15 protein-coding genes and 1 tRNA gene are annotated in these 16,627 nt (G+C 43.5%); 6 read left to right on the top strand and 10 right to left on the bottom strand.

Going from position 1 to position 16,627, the window contains the following annotated elements:
- The first annotated feature begins 89 nt into the window (after positions 1-89).
- Positions 90-2,300: a heavy metal translocating P-type ATPase gene (locus HMPREF0106_RS01580; RefSeq protein ID WP_009041146.1), complete on the top strand. Its 2,211-nt coding sequence runs from the start codon at positions 90-92 to the stop codon at positions 2,298-2,300.
- A gap of 181 nt (positions 2,301-2,481) precedes the next feature.
- On the opposite strand, the gene HMPREF0106_RS01585 is transcribed toward HMPREF0106_RS01580, so the two are convergent.
- A complete protein-coding gene (locus HMPREF0106_RS01585; RefSeq protein WP_004311631.1) occupies positions 2,482-3,321 on the bottom strand; it encodes a helix-turn-helix domain-containing protein in 840 nt (279 codons plus the stop codon).
- A 66-nt stretch (positions 3,322-3,387) separates the two neighbouring features.
- On the opposite strand from HMPREF0106_RS01585, the gene lipB reads away from it, so the two are divergent.
- Positions 3,388-4,071 (top strand): lipoyl(octanoyl) transferase LipB, encoded by a 684-nt coding sequence (lipB, locus tag HMPREF0106_RS01590; protein WP_009041145.1) that lies wholly within the window; start codon positions 3,388-3,390, stop codon positions 4,069-4,071.
- On the opposite strand, the gene HMPREF0106_RS01595 is transcribed toward lipB, so the two are convergent.
- The 7 genes from HMPREF0106_RS01595 to HMPREF0106_RS01625 form a co-directional block, all read right to left on the bottom strand.
- Positions 4,028-4,945: a PorV/PorQ family protein gene (locus HMPREF0106_RS01595; RefSeq protein WP_009041144.1), complete on the bottom strand. Its 918-nt coding sequence runs from the start codon at positions 4,943-4,945 to the stop codon at positions 4,028-4,030. The genes lipB and HMPREF0106_RS01595 overlap by 44 nt on opposite strands.
- A 2-nt stretch (positions 4,946-4,947) precedes the next feature.
- A complete protein-coding gene (locus tag HMPREF0106_RS01600; protein ID WP_009041143.1) occupies positions 4,948-6,504 on the bottom strand; it encodes an N-acetylmuramoyl-L-alanine amidase-like domain-containing protein in 1,557 nt (518 codons plus the stop codon).
- A gap of 6 nt (positions 6,505-6,510) precedes the next feature.
- A complete protein-coding gene (locus tag HMPREF0106_RS01605; RefSeq protein WP_009041142.1) occupies positions 6,511-8,499 on the bottom strand; it encodes an OPT family oligopeptide transporter in 1,989 nt (662 codons plus the stop codon).
- A 105-nt stretch (positions 8,500-8,604) separates the two neighbouring features.
- Entirely contained in the window at positions 8,605-9,000 is a 396-nt protein-coding gene (locus HMPREF0106_RS01610) for a DUF1573 domain-containing protein (RefSeq protein ID WP_004300420.1), read from the bottom strand.
- Positions 9,001-9,097: 97 nt separating this feature from the next.
- Positions 9,098-9,721, bottom strand: coding sequence for a DUF4923 family protein (locus tag HMPREF0106_RS01615; RefSeq protein WP_004315891.1), 624 nt, complete (start codon positions 9,719-9,721; stop codon positions 9,098-9,100).
- A complete protein-coding gene (gene yihA / locus HMPREF0106_RS01620) occupies positions 9,711-10,316 on the bottom strand; it encodes a ribosome biogenesis GTP-binding protein YihA/YsxC (RefSeq protein WP_009041141.1) in 606 nt (201 codons plus the stop codon). Before yihA ends, HMPREF0106_RS01615 begins: the two co-directional genes overlap by 11 nt.
- Before the next feature lie 11 nt (positions 10,317-10,327).
- Positions 10,328-11,785 (bottom strand): sodium:solute symporter, encoded by a 1,458-nt coding sequence (locus tag HMPREF0106_RS01625; protein WP_009041140.1) that lies wholly within the window; start codon positions 11,783-11,785, stop codon positions 10,328-10,330.
- Positions 11,786-11,876: 91 nt separating this feature from the next.
- Here HMPREF0106_RS01625 and recR point away from each other — a divergent pair, with 91 nt between their 5' ends.
- Genes recR through HMPREF0106_RS01640 form a run of 3 tightly spaced genes read left to right on the top strand, consistent with a single transcriptional unit; the run spans position 11,877 to position 13,512 of the window.
- A complete protein-coding gene (recR, locus tag HMPREF0106_RS01630; RefSeq protein ID WP_004306273.1) occupies positions 11,877-12,494 on the top strand; it encodes a recombination mediator RecR in 618 nt (205 codons plus the stop codon).
- Between the two features lie 26 nt (positions 12,495-12,520).
- On the top strand, positions 12,521-12,979 hold the full coding sequence (locus HMPREF0106_RS01635; protein WP_004306271.1) for a hypothetical protein: 459 nt from the start codon (positions 12,521-12,523) through the stop codon (positions 12,977-12,979).
- Complete coding sequence (locus tag HMPREF0106_RS01640) at positions 12,976-13,512, top strand: GNAT family N-acetyltransferase (RefSeq protein WP_009041139.1); 537 nt, start codon at positions 12,976-12,978, stop codon at positions 13,510-13,512. Before HMPREF0106_RS01635 ends, HMPREF0106_RS01640 begins: the two co-directional genes overlap by 4 nt.
- A 3-nt stretch (positions 13,513-13,515) precedes the next feature.
- Here HMPREF0106_RS01640 and HMPREF0106_RS01645 read toward each other — a convergent pair whose 3' ends face one another.
- Both HMPREF0106_RS01645 and HMPREF0106_RS01650 read right to left on the bottom strand, forming a co-directional pair.
- Entirely contained in the window at positions 13,516-14,106 is a 591-nt protein-coding gene (locus HMPREF0106_RS01645; protein ID WP_009041138.1) for a YqgE/AlgH family protein, read from the bottom strand.
- Between the two features lie 94 nt (positions 14,107-14,200).
- A complete protein-coding gene (locus HMPREF0106_RS01650) occupies positions 14,201-15,517 on the bottom strand; it encodes a pyridoxal phosphate-dependent aminotransferase (RefSeq protein ID WP_008640584.1) in 1,317 nt (438 codons plus the stop codon).
- A gap of 152 nt (positions 15,518-15,669) precedes the next feature.
- Between HMPREF0106_RS01650 and HMPREF0106_RS01655 the strand changes: the two genes are divergently transcribed.
- A tRNA-Asp gene (locus tag HMPREF0106_RS01655) sits at positions 15,670-15,743 on the top strand.
- Positions 15,744-16,627: the final 884 nt, after the last annotated feature.

Raw genomic sequence — 16,627 nt, 5'->3', positions numbered from 1 at the left:
TACCTGTATTAGCTTGTTTCTATAAACAAACAAGGGTTCTTCCCCAACTTCTTTTTCGAGAGGAGGGGAAGGCCGTAAACAATAATTATATGGGTAACACAACAAAAAAGGCATTTCCTGTGCTTAATATGCATTGTGCAGGATGTGCCAATAATGTAGAAAGAACAGTAAAAAAATTGCCGGGAGTCATTGAGGCTTCCGTTAATTTTGCTACCAATACATTGACCGTTTCTTATGAGAAAGAGCAGCTGACTCCCGGAGAGATTCGTGCGGCTGTGCTTGCGGCAGGTTATGATCTGATTGTGGAAGAAGCCCACAAAGAAGAACGCCGGGAAGAGGAACAGCATAAGCGTTACACTCGTTTGAAATGGAAGGTAATTGGAGCGTGGATTTTGGTAGTACCATTGTTGGTATATTCCATGATACTGATGCATGTGCTATACTCTAATGAGATTCAAATGGTACTTGCTATCCCTGTTATGGTCTTTTTCGGAGGTGGTTTCTTCACCGGAGCCTGGAAACAGGCTAAATTAGGACGGAGCAATATGGATACTTTGGTTGCTCTTAGTACTTCCATTGCTTTTCTGTTCAGTCTGTTCAACACTTTCTTCCCCGAATTCTGGTATGACCGCGGATTGGAACCGCATGTCTATTATGAGGCTTCTGCGGTGATTATCGCTTTCGTCCTTACCGGAAAGTTGATGGAGGAACGTGCCAAAGGAAATACCTCGACAGCTATCCGTAAGTTGATGGGAATGCAGCCTAAAGCGGCTCGTGTTCTGCGCAATGGAGTGGAGGAGGAGATCTTGATTGAAAAACTCCAGGTAGGTGATTTGGTGGTTGTACGTCCGGGAGAGCAAATACCTGTGGACGGTCAGCTTTCCGAAGGCGATTCGTATGTCGATGAGAGTATGATTAGCGGTGAACCGGTTCCGGTAGAAAAGAAGAAAGGTGATAAAGTATTGGCAGGAACGATTAACCAGCGTGGTTCATTTATCATTCGTGCCGCACAGGTAGGCAGTGAAACGGTGCTTGCCCGTATTATCGCTATGGTGCAGGAAGCACAGGGCAGCAAAGCTCCCGTGCAACGCATTGTCGATCGTATTACGGGGATTTTTGTACCTGTCGTATTGGGCATTGCCATTCTTACATTTGTATTGTGGGTCACCATTGGTGGTAGTGAATATATCTCTTATGGTATTTTGTCGGCTGTTTCTGTTCTTGTCATTGCTTGTCCATGTGCTTTGGGACTTGCTACACCTACTGCATTGATGGTGGGTATAGGCAAAGCTGCCAGCCAGCATATTCTGATTAAAGATGCAGTGGCTTTGGAACAAATGCGCAAAGTAGATGTCGTTGTACTGGATAAAACGGGAACACTGACTGAAGGGCATCCTACAGCTACCGGATGGTTATGGGCGCAGTCGCAGGAACCACATTTCAAAGATGTATTTTTAGCTGCGGAAATGAAATCGGAGCATCCGCTTGCCGGCGCTATTGTCTCTGCGCTTCAGGATGAGGAAAAAATAAAACCTGCCGTGTTGGATAGCTTTGAAAGCATTACGGGAAAAGGAATTAAAGCCTCGTATGAGGGACATACTTATTGGGTAGGCAGTCATAAACTCCTGAAAGATTTCAGTGCGACAGTAAGCGATGTGATGGCTGAAATGCTGGTTCACTATGAATCGGACGGTAACGGCATCATTTACTTTGGACGTGAAAACGAGTTGTTGGCTATCATTGCTGTTTCCGACCCGATAAAGGCTACTTCTGCCGAAGCAGTGAAGGAACTGAAACGTCAAGGGATTGACATCTGTATGCTGACGGGTGACGGGCAACGGACTGCACTAGCCGTTTCTTCCCGTTTAGGAATCGAACGTTTTGTTGCCGACGCTCTGCCGGATGATAAGGCCGAATTTGTGCGTGAGCTTCAAATGCAGGGAAAGAAGGTTGCGATGGTGGGCGATGGTATCAATGATTCGCAGGCATTGGCATTGGCTGACGTCAGCATTGCCATGGGAAAAGGAACGGATATTGCTATGGACGTGGCTATGGTGACTTTGATGACATCGGACTTGTTGCTACTTCCTAAAGCCTTCCAGTTGTCAAAGCAGACGGTCAAACTGATTCATCAGAATCTTTTCTGGGCGTTTATTTATAACCTGATCGGTATTCCTATTGCTGCCGGTATCTTGTTCCCGCTGAATGGTTTGTTATTGAATCCGATGCTGGCAAGTGCCGCAATGGCGTTCTCCAGCGTGAGTGTAGTGCTCAATTCGTTGAGCTTGGGAAGAAAATAAGAAACGAACCATAAAAAGACAGGAACCTGTAAGCAGTAAATGCTGAATGGTAAGCTGTAATATTTGTGAACAGTGAACAACAAATAATAGACGGTGAATACTTTGCGGATAATGCGCAATTTATTCACCGTTCATTGTTTTACAACTCACCATTTATGTTTTCTATCGTCCTTTGTATAAATTATCTGTTTCTAAATTCCAATGGCGTCATTCCTACATATCGTCTGAAATACTTGCCAAAGAAAGAGGCACTGGGGAAGTTTAGAGAATATGCGATTTCTTGGATAGTCATATTGGTACCTTTCAGTTTGGCTTTAGCATCCATAATGACAATATATGCAATAGTGTCCAATACACTTTTACCTGTCACTTGTCTTACTGTCGTACTTAAATGTTGAAGAGATATACCTAATTTATCTGCGTAGAACTGTGCACGACGTTCATTTTTATAATTCTCGGTGATAACATGAATCAGTTCCCGGCAGATTTCTTTTTTTCGATTCGAACTACCGTTTTCACCCGGAAATTTATGATATATCAATCGTATGCTTGTCAGGATGGTCTGAAGAGACAATTCAACCAATTCAGAATCCATTTCGAAGTTCTCATTGCAACTGGCCCGTGATAATAGAGCAAAATAGTCTTTCAGATAACTGGCTACCTCTTCATTAAGAGGAACCACCGGCTGTTCTATCAGTTTGGGATATGCGTTACCAATATTCTTCATCAGGTTGATTCGTCCGGCGCAATGTGCGGAAAAGCCGGCAAAGCAAAGGCATACCTTTTCTGTTCTCTCCCGAAACTGAATGATTGTTCCCGGTAACAGAGTTATCAGGTCATTAGGACGAATCTCATAATCAAGCAGATTGATGGAGGCTTTCATCGAACCTTCGGTACAGATGGCAACAATACATGCTTGCAACCGGCAAGATTGCTTGTAAATATTGAGAATGTCTTCTGTTACATTCGTCCATGCTAATACTTCGGTAGGCAAGTCTACCTGTGGAAAGTCCATTTTCATAGTTGTGTTTGTTATATTGGGCCAACAAATGTACGCATTTTCTTTTTATTTCTTACCTTTGTTTTTATGAAAACATTTTTTATTGATTGGAATTTGATACCATACGCCGAAGCATGGCAACGGCAGACAGAATGGTTTGATAACATTGTCCGGGCAAAAGTTCAGGGCGAGAGTTATGAAAACCGTATTGTGATGTGCGAACATCCCCATGTTTATACATTAGGACGTAGCGGGAAAGAAAATAATATGCTGTTGAGTGATGAACAACTGAAAGCAATTGATGCCACCCTTTATCATATTGATCGGGGAGGGGACATTACTTATCATGGTCCGGGACAACTGGTATGTTATCCGATATTAAACCTGGAAGAATTTCAGTTAGGATTGAAAGAGTACGTTCATCTGTTGGAAGAAGCGGTGATTCGGGTATGTGCTTTTTATGGCATTGAGGCCGGACGTTTGGAGAAAGCGACAGGAGTCTGGTTGGAAGGTGATACGCCTCGTGCGCGTAAGATTTGTGCTATCGGAGTGAGAAGCAGTCATTATGTCACGATGCATGGACTGGCTCTGAATGTGAATACCGATTTACGTTATTTCAGTTATATCCACCCTTGCGGATTTATAGATAAAGGCGTCACTTCTCTTCGTCAGGAATTAAAGCACGATGTGCCGATGGACGAAGTGAAGCAACGCCTCGAAGAGGAACTTAGAAAACTATTCCAACTCCCAGTTGCCAAGTGCGGCGCATAAAGCAATCTTTATCAGCCAAGGCGTATGAGAAGTCTGCACGTATCGGCCAGAAGTTTATTCCGCAGCCTAGGGTGCCGTAGTTGCCTACTCCTTTGTCTTTGTCTCCGAAATGGTATCCCGCACGGACAACACCATATTTCAGGAAATTATATTCAGCTCCTATGCCAGCCTGGAGATGACGGATTTCAGAAGGGAGCAGATAGTTGAAGTCGAGCGCCACCTGCAAACGGTTTTCTATACTGAATGGCAGGTCGATTGTACCTCCCAATCCTAATCTGGCGGGTAACTTTTGTCCGTTCAGCTTTTTGCCTAAGTTGGCAGCTTGGAAACCAATGCTCCAGGAAGCCATTTCGTCCAATAGAGCCATATTGCGATAGTAGGTCGCGCCGAAGTCCAGACAAACGCTATTCTTGCTGTCTGCGCTTTCCGCGGCTTTGGCTTGCAGGTATCTGAACGTTAATGAAAGAGACAGATTTTTGGCTACATTTCTGAAATAAGCAGCTTCTAAATCCCAGATATGAGGACGGTAATCGAGCACCTTAGGATCTTTGAAATGCCGGAAACCTACAGCAAACCCATGTATGCCTTCCCTTCCGATCCGGTAGAAAAGGGAGGCGCTATGTAGCGCATAATCTTGGTTGATCTTAGCGTATGAATAACTCGCACCCATCACTTCTTGTGAGAAAGCGATGGTAGAAGCATTATGAAAAATAGCTGTACTACCGTTGTCGGTGGTAGCTAATCCTGTACCTGCCATACCTGCCGATTGGGCGTCCGGAGTAAGTTCCAGAAAATAGGCGCTTGCCATTTCTTGTGCTCCCAGCAAAGTGGGGAATAAGCACGAGGCGAGAAGGAAATGTTTTACTCGTTTCATAATCAGTTATTTTTAGAGTGAGACATCCGGACAACACGTATGCCTGTCCACGATTTATTGTTGTTTAGCATGTGATTGAGAGGTTCGTCGCTGACAACTACTTTTCCCAATGTAGAAGAAGCGTGCAGCAGGTGCAGTTTTCCCTCTTTATATTCTGCTATTCCCACATGAGCAATGTCCAGTCCGGGCATCTTCGTTGTAATAGCAATAATGTCTCCATTCATGATCCAGGGCAATCCGGCTTCCGGCAGTTCGCTTTTCGGCAACCAATGTACGACTTTTCCGGAGATTGCTTTTTCATATTCGGCCATTTGTCGTACATTTTCCGGCGAATCAGCCAATTTTTTATATTGCTTGGGATGGGTAGACATATACGAAAGAGAGATTTTCTGGGTATGCGCACTGTTTTTGGCAGTAATATCGGTGAGGAATCCGTGGCGGATTCCGTTCTCTATCCATTCGGAAGTATAATGCAACCGGGAAGGATAACCGTTGATGATGCCGTCCCGATAACGTATTTTTTGTAGATTGTCGGCAAAGGAAGAACCGAGTGCCTGTGCCAACGTGTATTCTACGAAAGTGAGGCAATCTACGGCATCTGTCCGGATCACTAATGATTCTTCTCCGTCTTGATCTAATGTGTTAGCCACGTATTTAGTTCCCAGATAAGATTTCCCGATTCGTAACATGGGTTCGGGGTTTTCCGGGAATACAACGCCGTCGCGCAACCATTTCTCCAATTCCTGTGTCCATTGTTGCTTATATTTAAAATGATCCTTAAATCCCCAGCCATGTCCTCCGGTAGGATAAACATGGAGAGTTGCCGGAACCTTGTTTTTCTGTAAAGCAAGGTAATAATTCACTCCGTGATAAGGTGCTACGGAAGGGTCGTCGGAGGTAAGAGCGATAAATGCTTGTGGAGTATCGGGCGTTACTTGCAATTCGGCGGAAAACTTCTGTATTTGTTCCATTGTTGGATTTTTGCCGAGCAATGCAGTTCTTGTATTTCCACGGGTGACTTGCATCATCGTAACCACCGGATAAAGTAATATCTGAAAGTCCGGACGTGTTTCCGAATTATAATGAGTGGCGAGTGTAGCAGTTAAATGCCCTCCCGCAGAGGCTCCCATTAATCCTACCTTGTAAGGATTGACATTCCATTCTTTGGCATGTTGGCGTACCATGCGAATGGCTTGTTCGGCGTCTGATACGGGGACTTCCCAATGGCCGTTCGGCATCCGGTATTTTAATACCATATAGGTAATACCTTGTCCGCAGAACCAAGGAGCCATATCATACCCCTCTCCATCCATGCCCAGTCCACGATACCCGCCTCCGGGACACATGATAATAGCCATTCCATTCGGCTTTTCCGGGTGGTAGACCGTCAGGGTGGGATGCGTGACATTCGTGACAAAATGAGGACGCGTTTCCTGCTCCTCTCCGGTTAGTTCACTGGAGTTGGGAGCACCGTCGGGCCACAAAGGTAGCTCGACGGGCTGCTGCGCAAATGATATGGCAGTTACAAGCGATACTATAATGGATAATAGTCTCCTCATAATTATTTATTTAACTTTCATTGAAGCCTTTATAAAGTAAAGAATCAGTAAGGCATACGCTCCTAATGCCAACACTTCTGACCAAGTATTGTTCAACCATGCCTCATTAACCAGATTGATTCCACCAAAGCGCATCGCGGCACTGATTACTCCCATCAATGCACCTCCGGCAATGAAACCGGATGCCAGTAAAGTTCCTTTTTCACCTCTTTCCGTATTCAGAGATGCATCTTTGCTACGTGTTGTAACAAACCAATTCACTGCTCCACCCACTACCAACGGTACATTCAGTTCCAATGGAATAAACATACCCAATGCGAAAGCTAATGCAGGAATTTTACAAAGAGTCAGAATAATAGCTAAGACAGCCCCAATGCCATATAACAACCAGGGTGCACCTACACCGCTCATTAGTGGTTCGATCACGGCCGCCATCGCATTTGCTTGCGGAGCAGCCAGTGCGCCACTTGTAAATCCGTATGTCTTATTCAGGATAATCATTACACCGCCTACTGTTGCAGCCGATACGATTGTTCCCAAGAACTTCCATGTTTCCTGTTTGGCAGGCGTACTTCCGAGCCAGTAACCAATTTTCAAGTCGGTGATAAAACCTCCTGCCATCGACAGCGCGGTGCATACTACACCACCCATTACCAATGCGGCAACCATGCCCGAAGGACCTTTCAGTCCGACAGCTACCATCACTACGGAAGCCAAAATCAGTGTCATCAATGTCATTCCCGAAACCGGATTAGTACCAACAATCGCAATGGCATTAGCTGCTACTGTGGTGAACAGGAAAGAGATGCCGGCAACCAAAACAATGGCTACCAATGTATGCAACAGATTCCCTTGCATGACATCGAGATAGAAAAATAATACGATTAAGAACAGTGTGATGATAGAACCGATAGCGATAATCTTCATGGAAAGATCCCGTTGGGTACGGATAATGCTTTTCTCTACATTCCCTTTACCGCCCATCTCTTTGGCTGCCAGTCCGACAGCGCTCTTGATGATGCTCCAGGAACGGATAATACCGATCACACCTGCCATAGCGATACCGCCGATACCGATGCTCTTGGCATAATATTTGAATATTTCTTCCGGACTCATCATACCTACGGTAGAGGTAATTTCCGGATTCCATGCATTCAGTACACTGTCACCCCAGATAGCAGACATTCCCGGAATGATAATCCACCACACAGCCAGTGAACCGGCACAAATGATGGAAGCATATTTCAGTCCGACGATATATCCCAAACCAAGTACAGCGGCACCAGTGTTTACCTTGAATACTAATTTCGCCTTTTCTGCCAGCATTTCTCCGGCACTGCAAACACGGGTGGTAAAGTTCTCGTTCCACCATCCGAATGTCGCTACGATGAAGTCATATAATCCACCGATCATACCTGCCATCAATAACGGTTTGGCCTGGCTGCCACCTTTTTCGCCGGAGATCAACACCTGTGTAGTGGCTGTTGCTTCCGGGAAAGGATATTTTCCATGCATGTCGCTGACGAAGTATTTACGGAAAGGGATCAGGAATAGAATACCCAATACGCCACCCAATAAAGAGCTGATGAATACCTGCATGAAGGTAACCGTCATCTCGGGATATTTAGCTTGGAGAATATAAAGAGCGGGGAGGGTGAAGATCGCTCCGGCAACGATTACTCCGGAACAAGCTCCGATAGACTGGATAATCACATTTTCGCCCAACGCATTTTTTCTTTTGGCAGCTCCGGAAACTCCTACGGCAATGATCGCAATTGGAATAGCTGCTTCAAATACCTGTCCGACCTTCAACCCCAGATAGGCAGCGGCGGCTGAAAAAAGGATTGCCATGGCAATACCCCATGCTACTGACCAGATATTAACTTCCGGATAATTTTTAGAGGGACTCATCAACGGGTTGTACACTTCCCCAGGTTTCAACTCTCTGAACGCATTCTCGGGTAACCCGGTGAATTTGTCTTCTTCTTGTTTCATAGTTTTTATAATTTGCTAATGTGTTAATTTACATTTCCGTCCTCAAAGTAAACAAAAAAAAAGGAGAACCGAAAGATTCTCCTTTATGTAATAGTCTATTTTTTCCTACTTTGCATCTTTTGCTGTCATATCGCCTTCGATATACAATCTTACCATCTCTGTTTTGGCGTTGGTACGCAAGGTGATTGATTTTTTGAAATGTCCCGGATATTTGCCTGTTCCGTTATAAGTCACCTTGATTGTTCCCTTTTTGCCCGGCATGATGGGTTCCTTTGTATATTCGGGTACTGTACATCCGCAAGAGGCTACAGCCTGATGGATCACCAGCGGGGCATCGCCGATATTAGTAAAGGTAAATGTGCAACTGACAACCGGGCTGTTTTCAGAAAACTTACCGAAATCGTGAGTTGTTTTGTCAAACTTGATATCTGCATTTGTTTGTGCAAATGCAAAGCTTACGCCCATTACTAACAGGGTCATTAAAAAAAGTATCTTTTTCATTTTTCCTTCTCTTTTTGATTACAAACGACAAAGATAATGCTTTTCCCCTAAAATATACTTTATGGAGTGCGAAATAGTATTAAACGATTCTCTTTTGCTATTTTGAGAGCTGGAATCCGAGCATCATTCCATCGTAATTTTCGGCCAGTGAACTAACTGTTTTCAGTGCGGTACTGCTACTTTTGCTACCGATGAAAGCCATTAATTTCAACAGTTTGTCCGAGTTGAACAGTAACTCCAGTGAGCTGGAACTGCAATTTACTTTAGCGTGCAGATTCAGAAGTTTCAAATACTTCAAATCAACTTGTTTGGTTGAAGCATTGTAGGAGTAAGTGCCTTTCAATGTTTTCTTGCCCACCGTGCTGGTGAAAGTACTGTCGGCATTGAAAGTGAAACTCATCTGGCCATCTTTAATACCTATTTTGCTTAATTGTTCGTTCAGCTTGTTTTCAGCCATAGTGGCTGCGGCAGCTCCGCCTGCTTTCATTAGTAAGTTATCCGATTCGAACTCTACCGCCGAACCTTTGTAGCTCCATGTTCCGGTCATGTCGATAGATTCGGTGGTTCCGGTGATGGCATTTACTACTTTTGAAATGTTGTCCTTATTTAATAAGTCGGACCATGATTGCGCCTGGCTGTTAGTTGCCGTTAGCATAAATACTGCCAAAAAGGCAATAGATAAAAAACTCTTTTTCATTTTCATTCTTCTTTCATTTAACATTGAGATCCTTGTTTATGTTTTCTATGTAGTTGAGTATATCCATACGTCCTGTGCGGTCTTCCGAGGAAGATACGAAGTGAGGAGGGAGCTCTTCCCATTGTTTGCCCAACTCACGTAAATAGGCATTGATATTCATTTTTAAACGTCCACCTTTTAGCTTGTCGGCTTTGGTAAAGATGATAGAGAAGGGGATACCGTTCTCGCCCAGCCATTCCATAAACTCGAGGTCTATTTTTTGAGGTTCCAGCCGGCTGTCTATCAGGACAAAGAGGTTGGTCATTTGCTCCCGTTCCAAGATATAATCTTCGATTATGGTGCGTATCTGGTTTTTCCCTTTTTGTCCGCGTCGGGCATAGCCATATCCCGGAAGGTCGACGAGATACCAATTCTTATTGATAAGGAAGTGGTTGATTAACATCGTTTTTCCCGGAGTAGAAGAGGTCATGGCCAGACCTTTACGGCTGGTCAACATATTGATAAGACTCGATTTTCCCACATTCGAACGGCCTATAAAGGCATATTCCGGGAAAATACCGGCCGGGCATTTCTTCACGTCCGTATTGCTAATCACAAATTCAGCACTTGTTATTTCCATTTTCTTGTCATTTATTTCTTTGTAACATCGTTTTTCCCTTTTTTAGACATGCAGATTAACCCCGCAAAGGTAAGCGTTCCATTTAACATTAGCAATTCATAACCGAATTTATATCCGGTTTCTTTTCCAATCCACCAGTCGGCAAGATAGCAGAGCAGGGGTGAAAGGATGGCTATGAGAGGAACCCACCGGTCGTTCGTTTGCCTGCGTGTAAAAAGTCCGAAAGCAAACATTCCGAGCAGGGGGCCGTATGTGTAGGAGGCGATGATATATATGGCGTCAATAACGCTCTTATTATTGAGTATTTCTACCAGGCAGATGAAGAATGCCAATAAGACTGATAACGATAAATGCACTTTGCCTCTTTTGCGACGTGCCGTTTCTTCTGTGTCTTTTTCCGTATTCAGCAGGTCTATGCATACACTGGTTGTCATGGCTGTCAGGGCGGAATCCGAGTTGCTGAAAGCTGCTGCGATAATGCCGATTGTAAAAAGTACCAATACGGATTGTCCCAGATAACCTTGGGCTGCAAACATGGGCAGTATATCATCATTCATGGCTGGCAGTTCGAGTTGCATCTGTCCCGCTAGCGCTATCAATAGAATTCCCAGGCATAAAAAAAGGAAATTTAGCGGAATGAATGAGAAACCGTAGCAGTACATGTTTTTTTGTGCTTCCCGGAGGTTCCGGCAAGAAAGATTCTTTTGCATCATATCCTGATCCAGTCCGGTCATTACGATGACGATGAAGATACCGCTGAAAAACTGTTTGAAGAAGTTTTGCCGGGATATCCAGTCGTCAAATACAAAAATACGGCTGTGTTCGCTGTTTTGGATTGTTTGCACAATGCCGCTGAAGTTAAGGTCTAATCTTTGGATTGTAAAATAGATGATAAAAATCAGAGCGGCAATCAGGCAAAATGTTTGTAAGGTATCTGTCCACACGATGGTCTTTATTCCGCTTTTATGGGTATATATCCATACCAATGCAACCGAACCGACAGCAATCAGCCAAAAGGGGACGTGCATTTCCTGAAATACATACGTATGGAGAATGAGGCATACCAGATAAAGTTTGGCTGCGGTTCCCAACATGCGTGACAGCAGAAAGAAAAAGGAACCGGTGCGATAGGCGCGCACTCCGATGCGGGTGCCGAGGTATCCGTAGATACTTGTCAGATTCAATTTATAATATAAAGGAAGTAAGATATGGGCTACGGCCATGTATCCGAAGAAAAATCCGAGTACCGTTTGCATATACGTCATATCCATTCCGCGCACCATTCCCGGTACAGAGACGAAAGTGACTCCGGAGATAGAGGCGCCAATCATTCCAAAAGAGACTATGTACCAAGGTGATTGGTTCTCTCCCTTGAAGAACGCTGCATTCGATCCGCCCTTACGTCCGGTGATACGGGCTATTAGTAATAATACCGCGAAGTAGCAAAGAATAGTGACTAGTATCATCATAACAGATGCAAAGGTAGCAATTTTTGTAGGTATTAAAAACAATAATCTGTATCTTTGCAAGGTTTTATCGATAGAACAGCAAATATTATCTATGAACCAACAATATCCTTCTATACTGCTTGAAAAGGCAGTCGGCGAATTTTCCAAACTTCCGGGTATCGGGCGTAAGACGGCTATGAGGCTTGTTCTACATCTGCTCCGTCAGGATACGGCTACGGTGGAAGCATTCGGAAATTCTATCATAACGTTGAAACGTGAGGTGAAATACTGCAAAGTGTGTCATAATATATCCGATACTGAAACTTGCCAGATTTGCGCTAATCCGCAACGGGATGCTTCCACTGTCTGTGTGGTGGAAAATATCCGTGATGTAATGGCGGTAGAGGCAACCCAGCAGTATCGCGGGCTTTATCATGTTTTGGGTGGGGTTATTTCTCCAATGGACGGAGTCGGACCGAGTGACCTTCAAATTGAAAGCCTGGTGCAGCGGGTGGCTGAAGGTGGAATCAAAGAAGTTATTTTGGCATTGAGCACTACGATGGAGGGGGATACTACCAACTTCTATATCTATCGCAAGCTGGATAAACTAGGGGTTAAACTAAGTGTGATAGCCCGTGGCATATCGGTTGGTGATGAACTTGAATATGCCGATGAAGTAACTTTAGGACGCAGTATTGTGAACCGGACGCTTTTTACCGGAACTGTATAATCATTATTAATCATTTAAGAACGAACATGGAAGAACAGATAAAACGAGCTGTCAGAAATTTGAATATCAGTTATGTTTTCTTTTGGGTGCTCCCGGCATTTTTGCTTGGGGCAGGAGAGTTTGAACTCTTTCCCGTAGGAGGTTTGGTAGATAACGCACCGGCTATCTACTATTTTGAGACGGTCGGCATTTTGCTTACTGCTTTGTGTGTGCCTCTTTCTCTCAAATTATTTAGCTTGGTGCTTAAGAAAAAGATAGATCACATGACTATCACGCTTGCCTTGAAGCGATATGTGCAATGGAACATTGTTCGCTTGGGAGTGCTTGAAGTAGCTATTGTGGTGAACCTTTTGTGTTACTACCTGACGTTGAGCAGTACGGGTAACCTCTGTATGCTGATTGGCCTCACGGCGTCACTTTTCTGTCTGCCCAGTGAGAAGAGATTGCGTAACGAACTTCACATTGCAAAAGAAGAAAAGCTATGAGACAGTCTTTCTTGATGAACGATCGTATCTATCTTCGTGCGGTAGAACCGGAAGATATGGATATAATGTATGAGATGGAAAATGATCCTTCGATGTGGGATATCAGTAACTTTACGGTTCCATACTCCCGTTACGTGTTGCGCCAATATATTGAAAGTTCGCAGTGTGATGTGTTTGCGGATAAGCAATTACGTTTGATGATGGTACGCAAATCCGACCAGTGTATCCTTGGTACGATTGATATTACGGATTTCGTTCCCCTTCATTCGCGGGGAGAAGTAGGAATTGCCGTGCATAAGGATTATCGGCAGCAAGGGTATGCCACCGACGCATTGAAGCTGCTTTGTGAATATGCTTTTGATTTTCTGTCTTTAAGTCAGCTTTATGCACATGTCACGACAGATAATGACGTTTGTGTAAAGCTGTTCACGTCTTGTGGCTTCGTTCAATGCGGATTATTGAAAAACTGGCTGCAAGTGGAGGGCTGCTACAAAGATGCATTGCTCCTCCAATGTTTGAATCCTAAGAAATAAATATTAGTTGAGAGTAGGCACTTGTGGGAAGCGTGACCACGTTTCGTACTTGCTGCCTAGCTTCTCTAAAGCAGTCCGCCACATATCCTTGATATTGTTTTTCATCAGATATGATTTTTCTTCTTCAGACACCAGCCATGTGTTTTCTCTGATTTCGTTATTTAACTGTTCGCTGTCCCATCCGGAATACCCCAGGAAGAAACGGATACATTCGCTGATTTTATTCCCTTGTAATATATATTTCTTTATTTCATCAAAATCTCCATTCAGATAAAGTCCTTTGCTGATAGAGATAGAGTCGGGGATGTCTGATAGTGTATGGAGGTAAAATAAAGTATCAGTGGCAATCGGTCCACCCTTGTATAGAGGAATCTCGTCCAGATATTTAAATTCCATGATGATATCGTTCAGGAATAATGGCAGTTGTTTGTTGATAACCAATCCCATACTTCCTTCGTCCGTATGATCGACCAGTAAAATTACGGACCTGCCAAACGTTGCGTCACGCAGAAAAGGTTCAGATATTAAAATCCTTCCTCTTGATGGTAACACATTATTCGATTGAATCTTAAATATGTCAGAGTCGATATTCATGCCACTAATGTAAGAAAAAAAACGGAATAACAATCGTTATTTCCGTTTTTTTTCATTTAAAGAATGGCTTTTATGAATATCTTATGTCAGATAATCAGGCTATCGGATGATTTTCTGCAAATAGTTTCATTCTTTCGTCCAGTTGCGCATACTGATGGTCTTTAATAAAAGAGGTACACGCGCGTAATCCTTCCTGATGGCTTCCTGTTGTAACCAATGAGATCGCGCTTACTCCGTAGTACATCAGTTCTTTGGCAAGTTCGCCGCTGGTCATTCCCGGATATCCGATGGTGAAATAGAATCCGTCCGCAATCGGGTCGCCCAAGTCGTTGTCATATACCAGGTGGAAACCGTGACGGAGGAAGATTTCTTTCAATTTTTGTGCTCTCTTACCATAGATCTTCACTTCGTTGAGGAAGTTATATTGTCCTTCGTTGGCAGCTTTCAGCATGGCAGCCATGGCGAATTGTGCGGAATGACTCGTTCCTGATGAAAGTGCATAAAGTACGCGATGGATGAAAACTGTTCCAAAGGTACCGCCGCCATATCGTTTGGTCAGTCCCGGATAGCTTCGGTGGTATAATTTATCAGAGATACAGCTTACGCCAATACGCTGTCCGGCGTAGCTGAATGCTTTCGAACCGGAAATCAACAATACATAATTATCTGTATAATGGGCTACTGATGGCTGGAAAGGAGGTTGGTATGGTTTGCTCAAATCCTGCCGGAAGTCCATGGCGAAATAAGCCAAGTCTTCCAAAACAATCACATCATACTGCGTTGCCAATTCACCGATAATCTGCAATTCTTCCTCTTTCAGGCAAATCCAGCTGGGGTTATTGGGATTCGAATAAATGATAGCTGATATATTTCCTTTTTTCAGATAGCTTTCCAGTTTCTCTTTCAGTTTGTCTCCGCGGTAGTCATATACATCAAACGTTTCGAACTTTTGTCCCATTACTACCAACTGCTGCTTCTGTACCGGAAATCCGGGATCGATGAATAAAATCGTATCTTTCTTTTCGTCGCATTGGCTGCAAGTGAGGAATGAAGCGAATGTTCCTTGCATAGAGCCGGTGACAGGTACACATCCCTCCGGATTTAAATCCACGTTGATAAATGCTTTGATAAAGTTGGACGCCTCTTTTTTCAGTTCCGGCAATCCGTTGATATCGGGGTATAGGCTGGCAATGCCATTTTGTAACGCTTCAATCTCTGCTTTCACACCTACTGCGGAAGGAGGGAGCCCCGGAACGCCCATTTCCATTTTAATAAATTCAACTCCCGATGCAGCTTCTGCTTTCGAAGCAATAGCTTTCACTTCCCGAATGGTAGCTTTTGAAAAATCGACAATTTGAAACTCATTTATAGTTTCATCAATCAGATGTCGTTCAATTGGTGTATTTTTCATTCTATTTTCTATTTTATTAGTAGCTGCAAATGTACACGATAATTCTTAATAAATCCACTTTTTCAGAAAAAAGATACTGAAGCTATTGCAGGTTTCAAAAAAATATCTACCTTTGCATCCGCAATCGAGAGAGATGCTTTAGTGAATATTTTGGTGCGTTAGTTCAGTTGGTTAGAATACATGCCTGTCACGCATGGGGTCACGGGTTCGAGTCCCGTACGCACCGCTCGGTTATATTGCAAAATGAAGCGAAGCTCTGAAATTATTGAATTTCAGGGCTTTTTCTTTTTCTCCGTTTCGGCAAAAAATAGTAGTTTTAGGATTTGATTTTGATATGGCTATTAATGGCATAATTTTCTCTCTACCATAAAGTTGAAAAGCGTATAAGTATCTGCAACTGCAACGAAATGGCTTTAATTTGTTAATAGATAGTCGGTTACGGCGTTGCAGATACCTGCGGCAGATGGTTGCAGATAAGGGGTATCTGCAACGCATGGGTTAGGTGTGTGCAAGCTATCCTTTTGGAGAAACAAGGCATTGCGTGTCCCTACGTAGAAACTCCAGTTTCCCTACGCGGAAATTCCAGTTTCCTATATGAGAAACTCCAGTTTCCTGCCTGGGAACTGGAGTTCTAGCGTAAGCAAACTATACTTTCATATATCGGACTAAGTAAAATGTCCTAGCCCCACACATTTGTTGTTTATACAGTGTGGCAGATAAAGGGTATCTGCCACCATCTGCCACAGTATCTGCCACGCTGTAACTGATTATCTATTAGTGTATTAAAGCCATTTCGTTGCAGTTGCAGATACTTATACACTTTTTCAGGTTCTTCGTCAAATTTGGTGGTAATCTCTTTTTTATTTCAACTGTCTTCTTCTTTCTTAATCCTATTAAAAGTTGTAGATATGTTTGCTTTTTAGTAACTTTAAAGACACCACATCATTAAGAGTTACAATGCAACAAGTCATATCTACAACGTACAAATATACATCAAAAAAAGAAAATACTCCTACAAATAGGGGATTATTCCATGATTTCAGATTCAGTCTTGGCTACGATAATCTGCAACAAGATGGTATCTCTGAAGCTGTTGGCTCATTGACGGTT

This window comes from Bacteroides sp. D22 (genome assembly GCF_000163675.1).
In the GTDB taxonomy this organism is placed as follows: Bacteria; Bacteroidota; Bacteroidia; order Bacteroidales; family Bacteroidaceae; genus Bacteroides; species Bacteroides xylanisolvens.
This window is presented reverse-complemented; position numbering and strand designations above follow the sequence as displayed.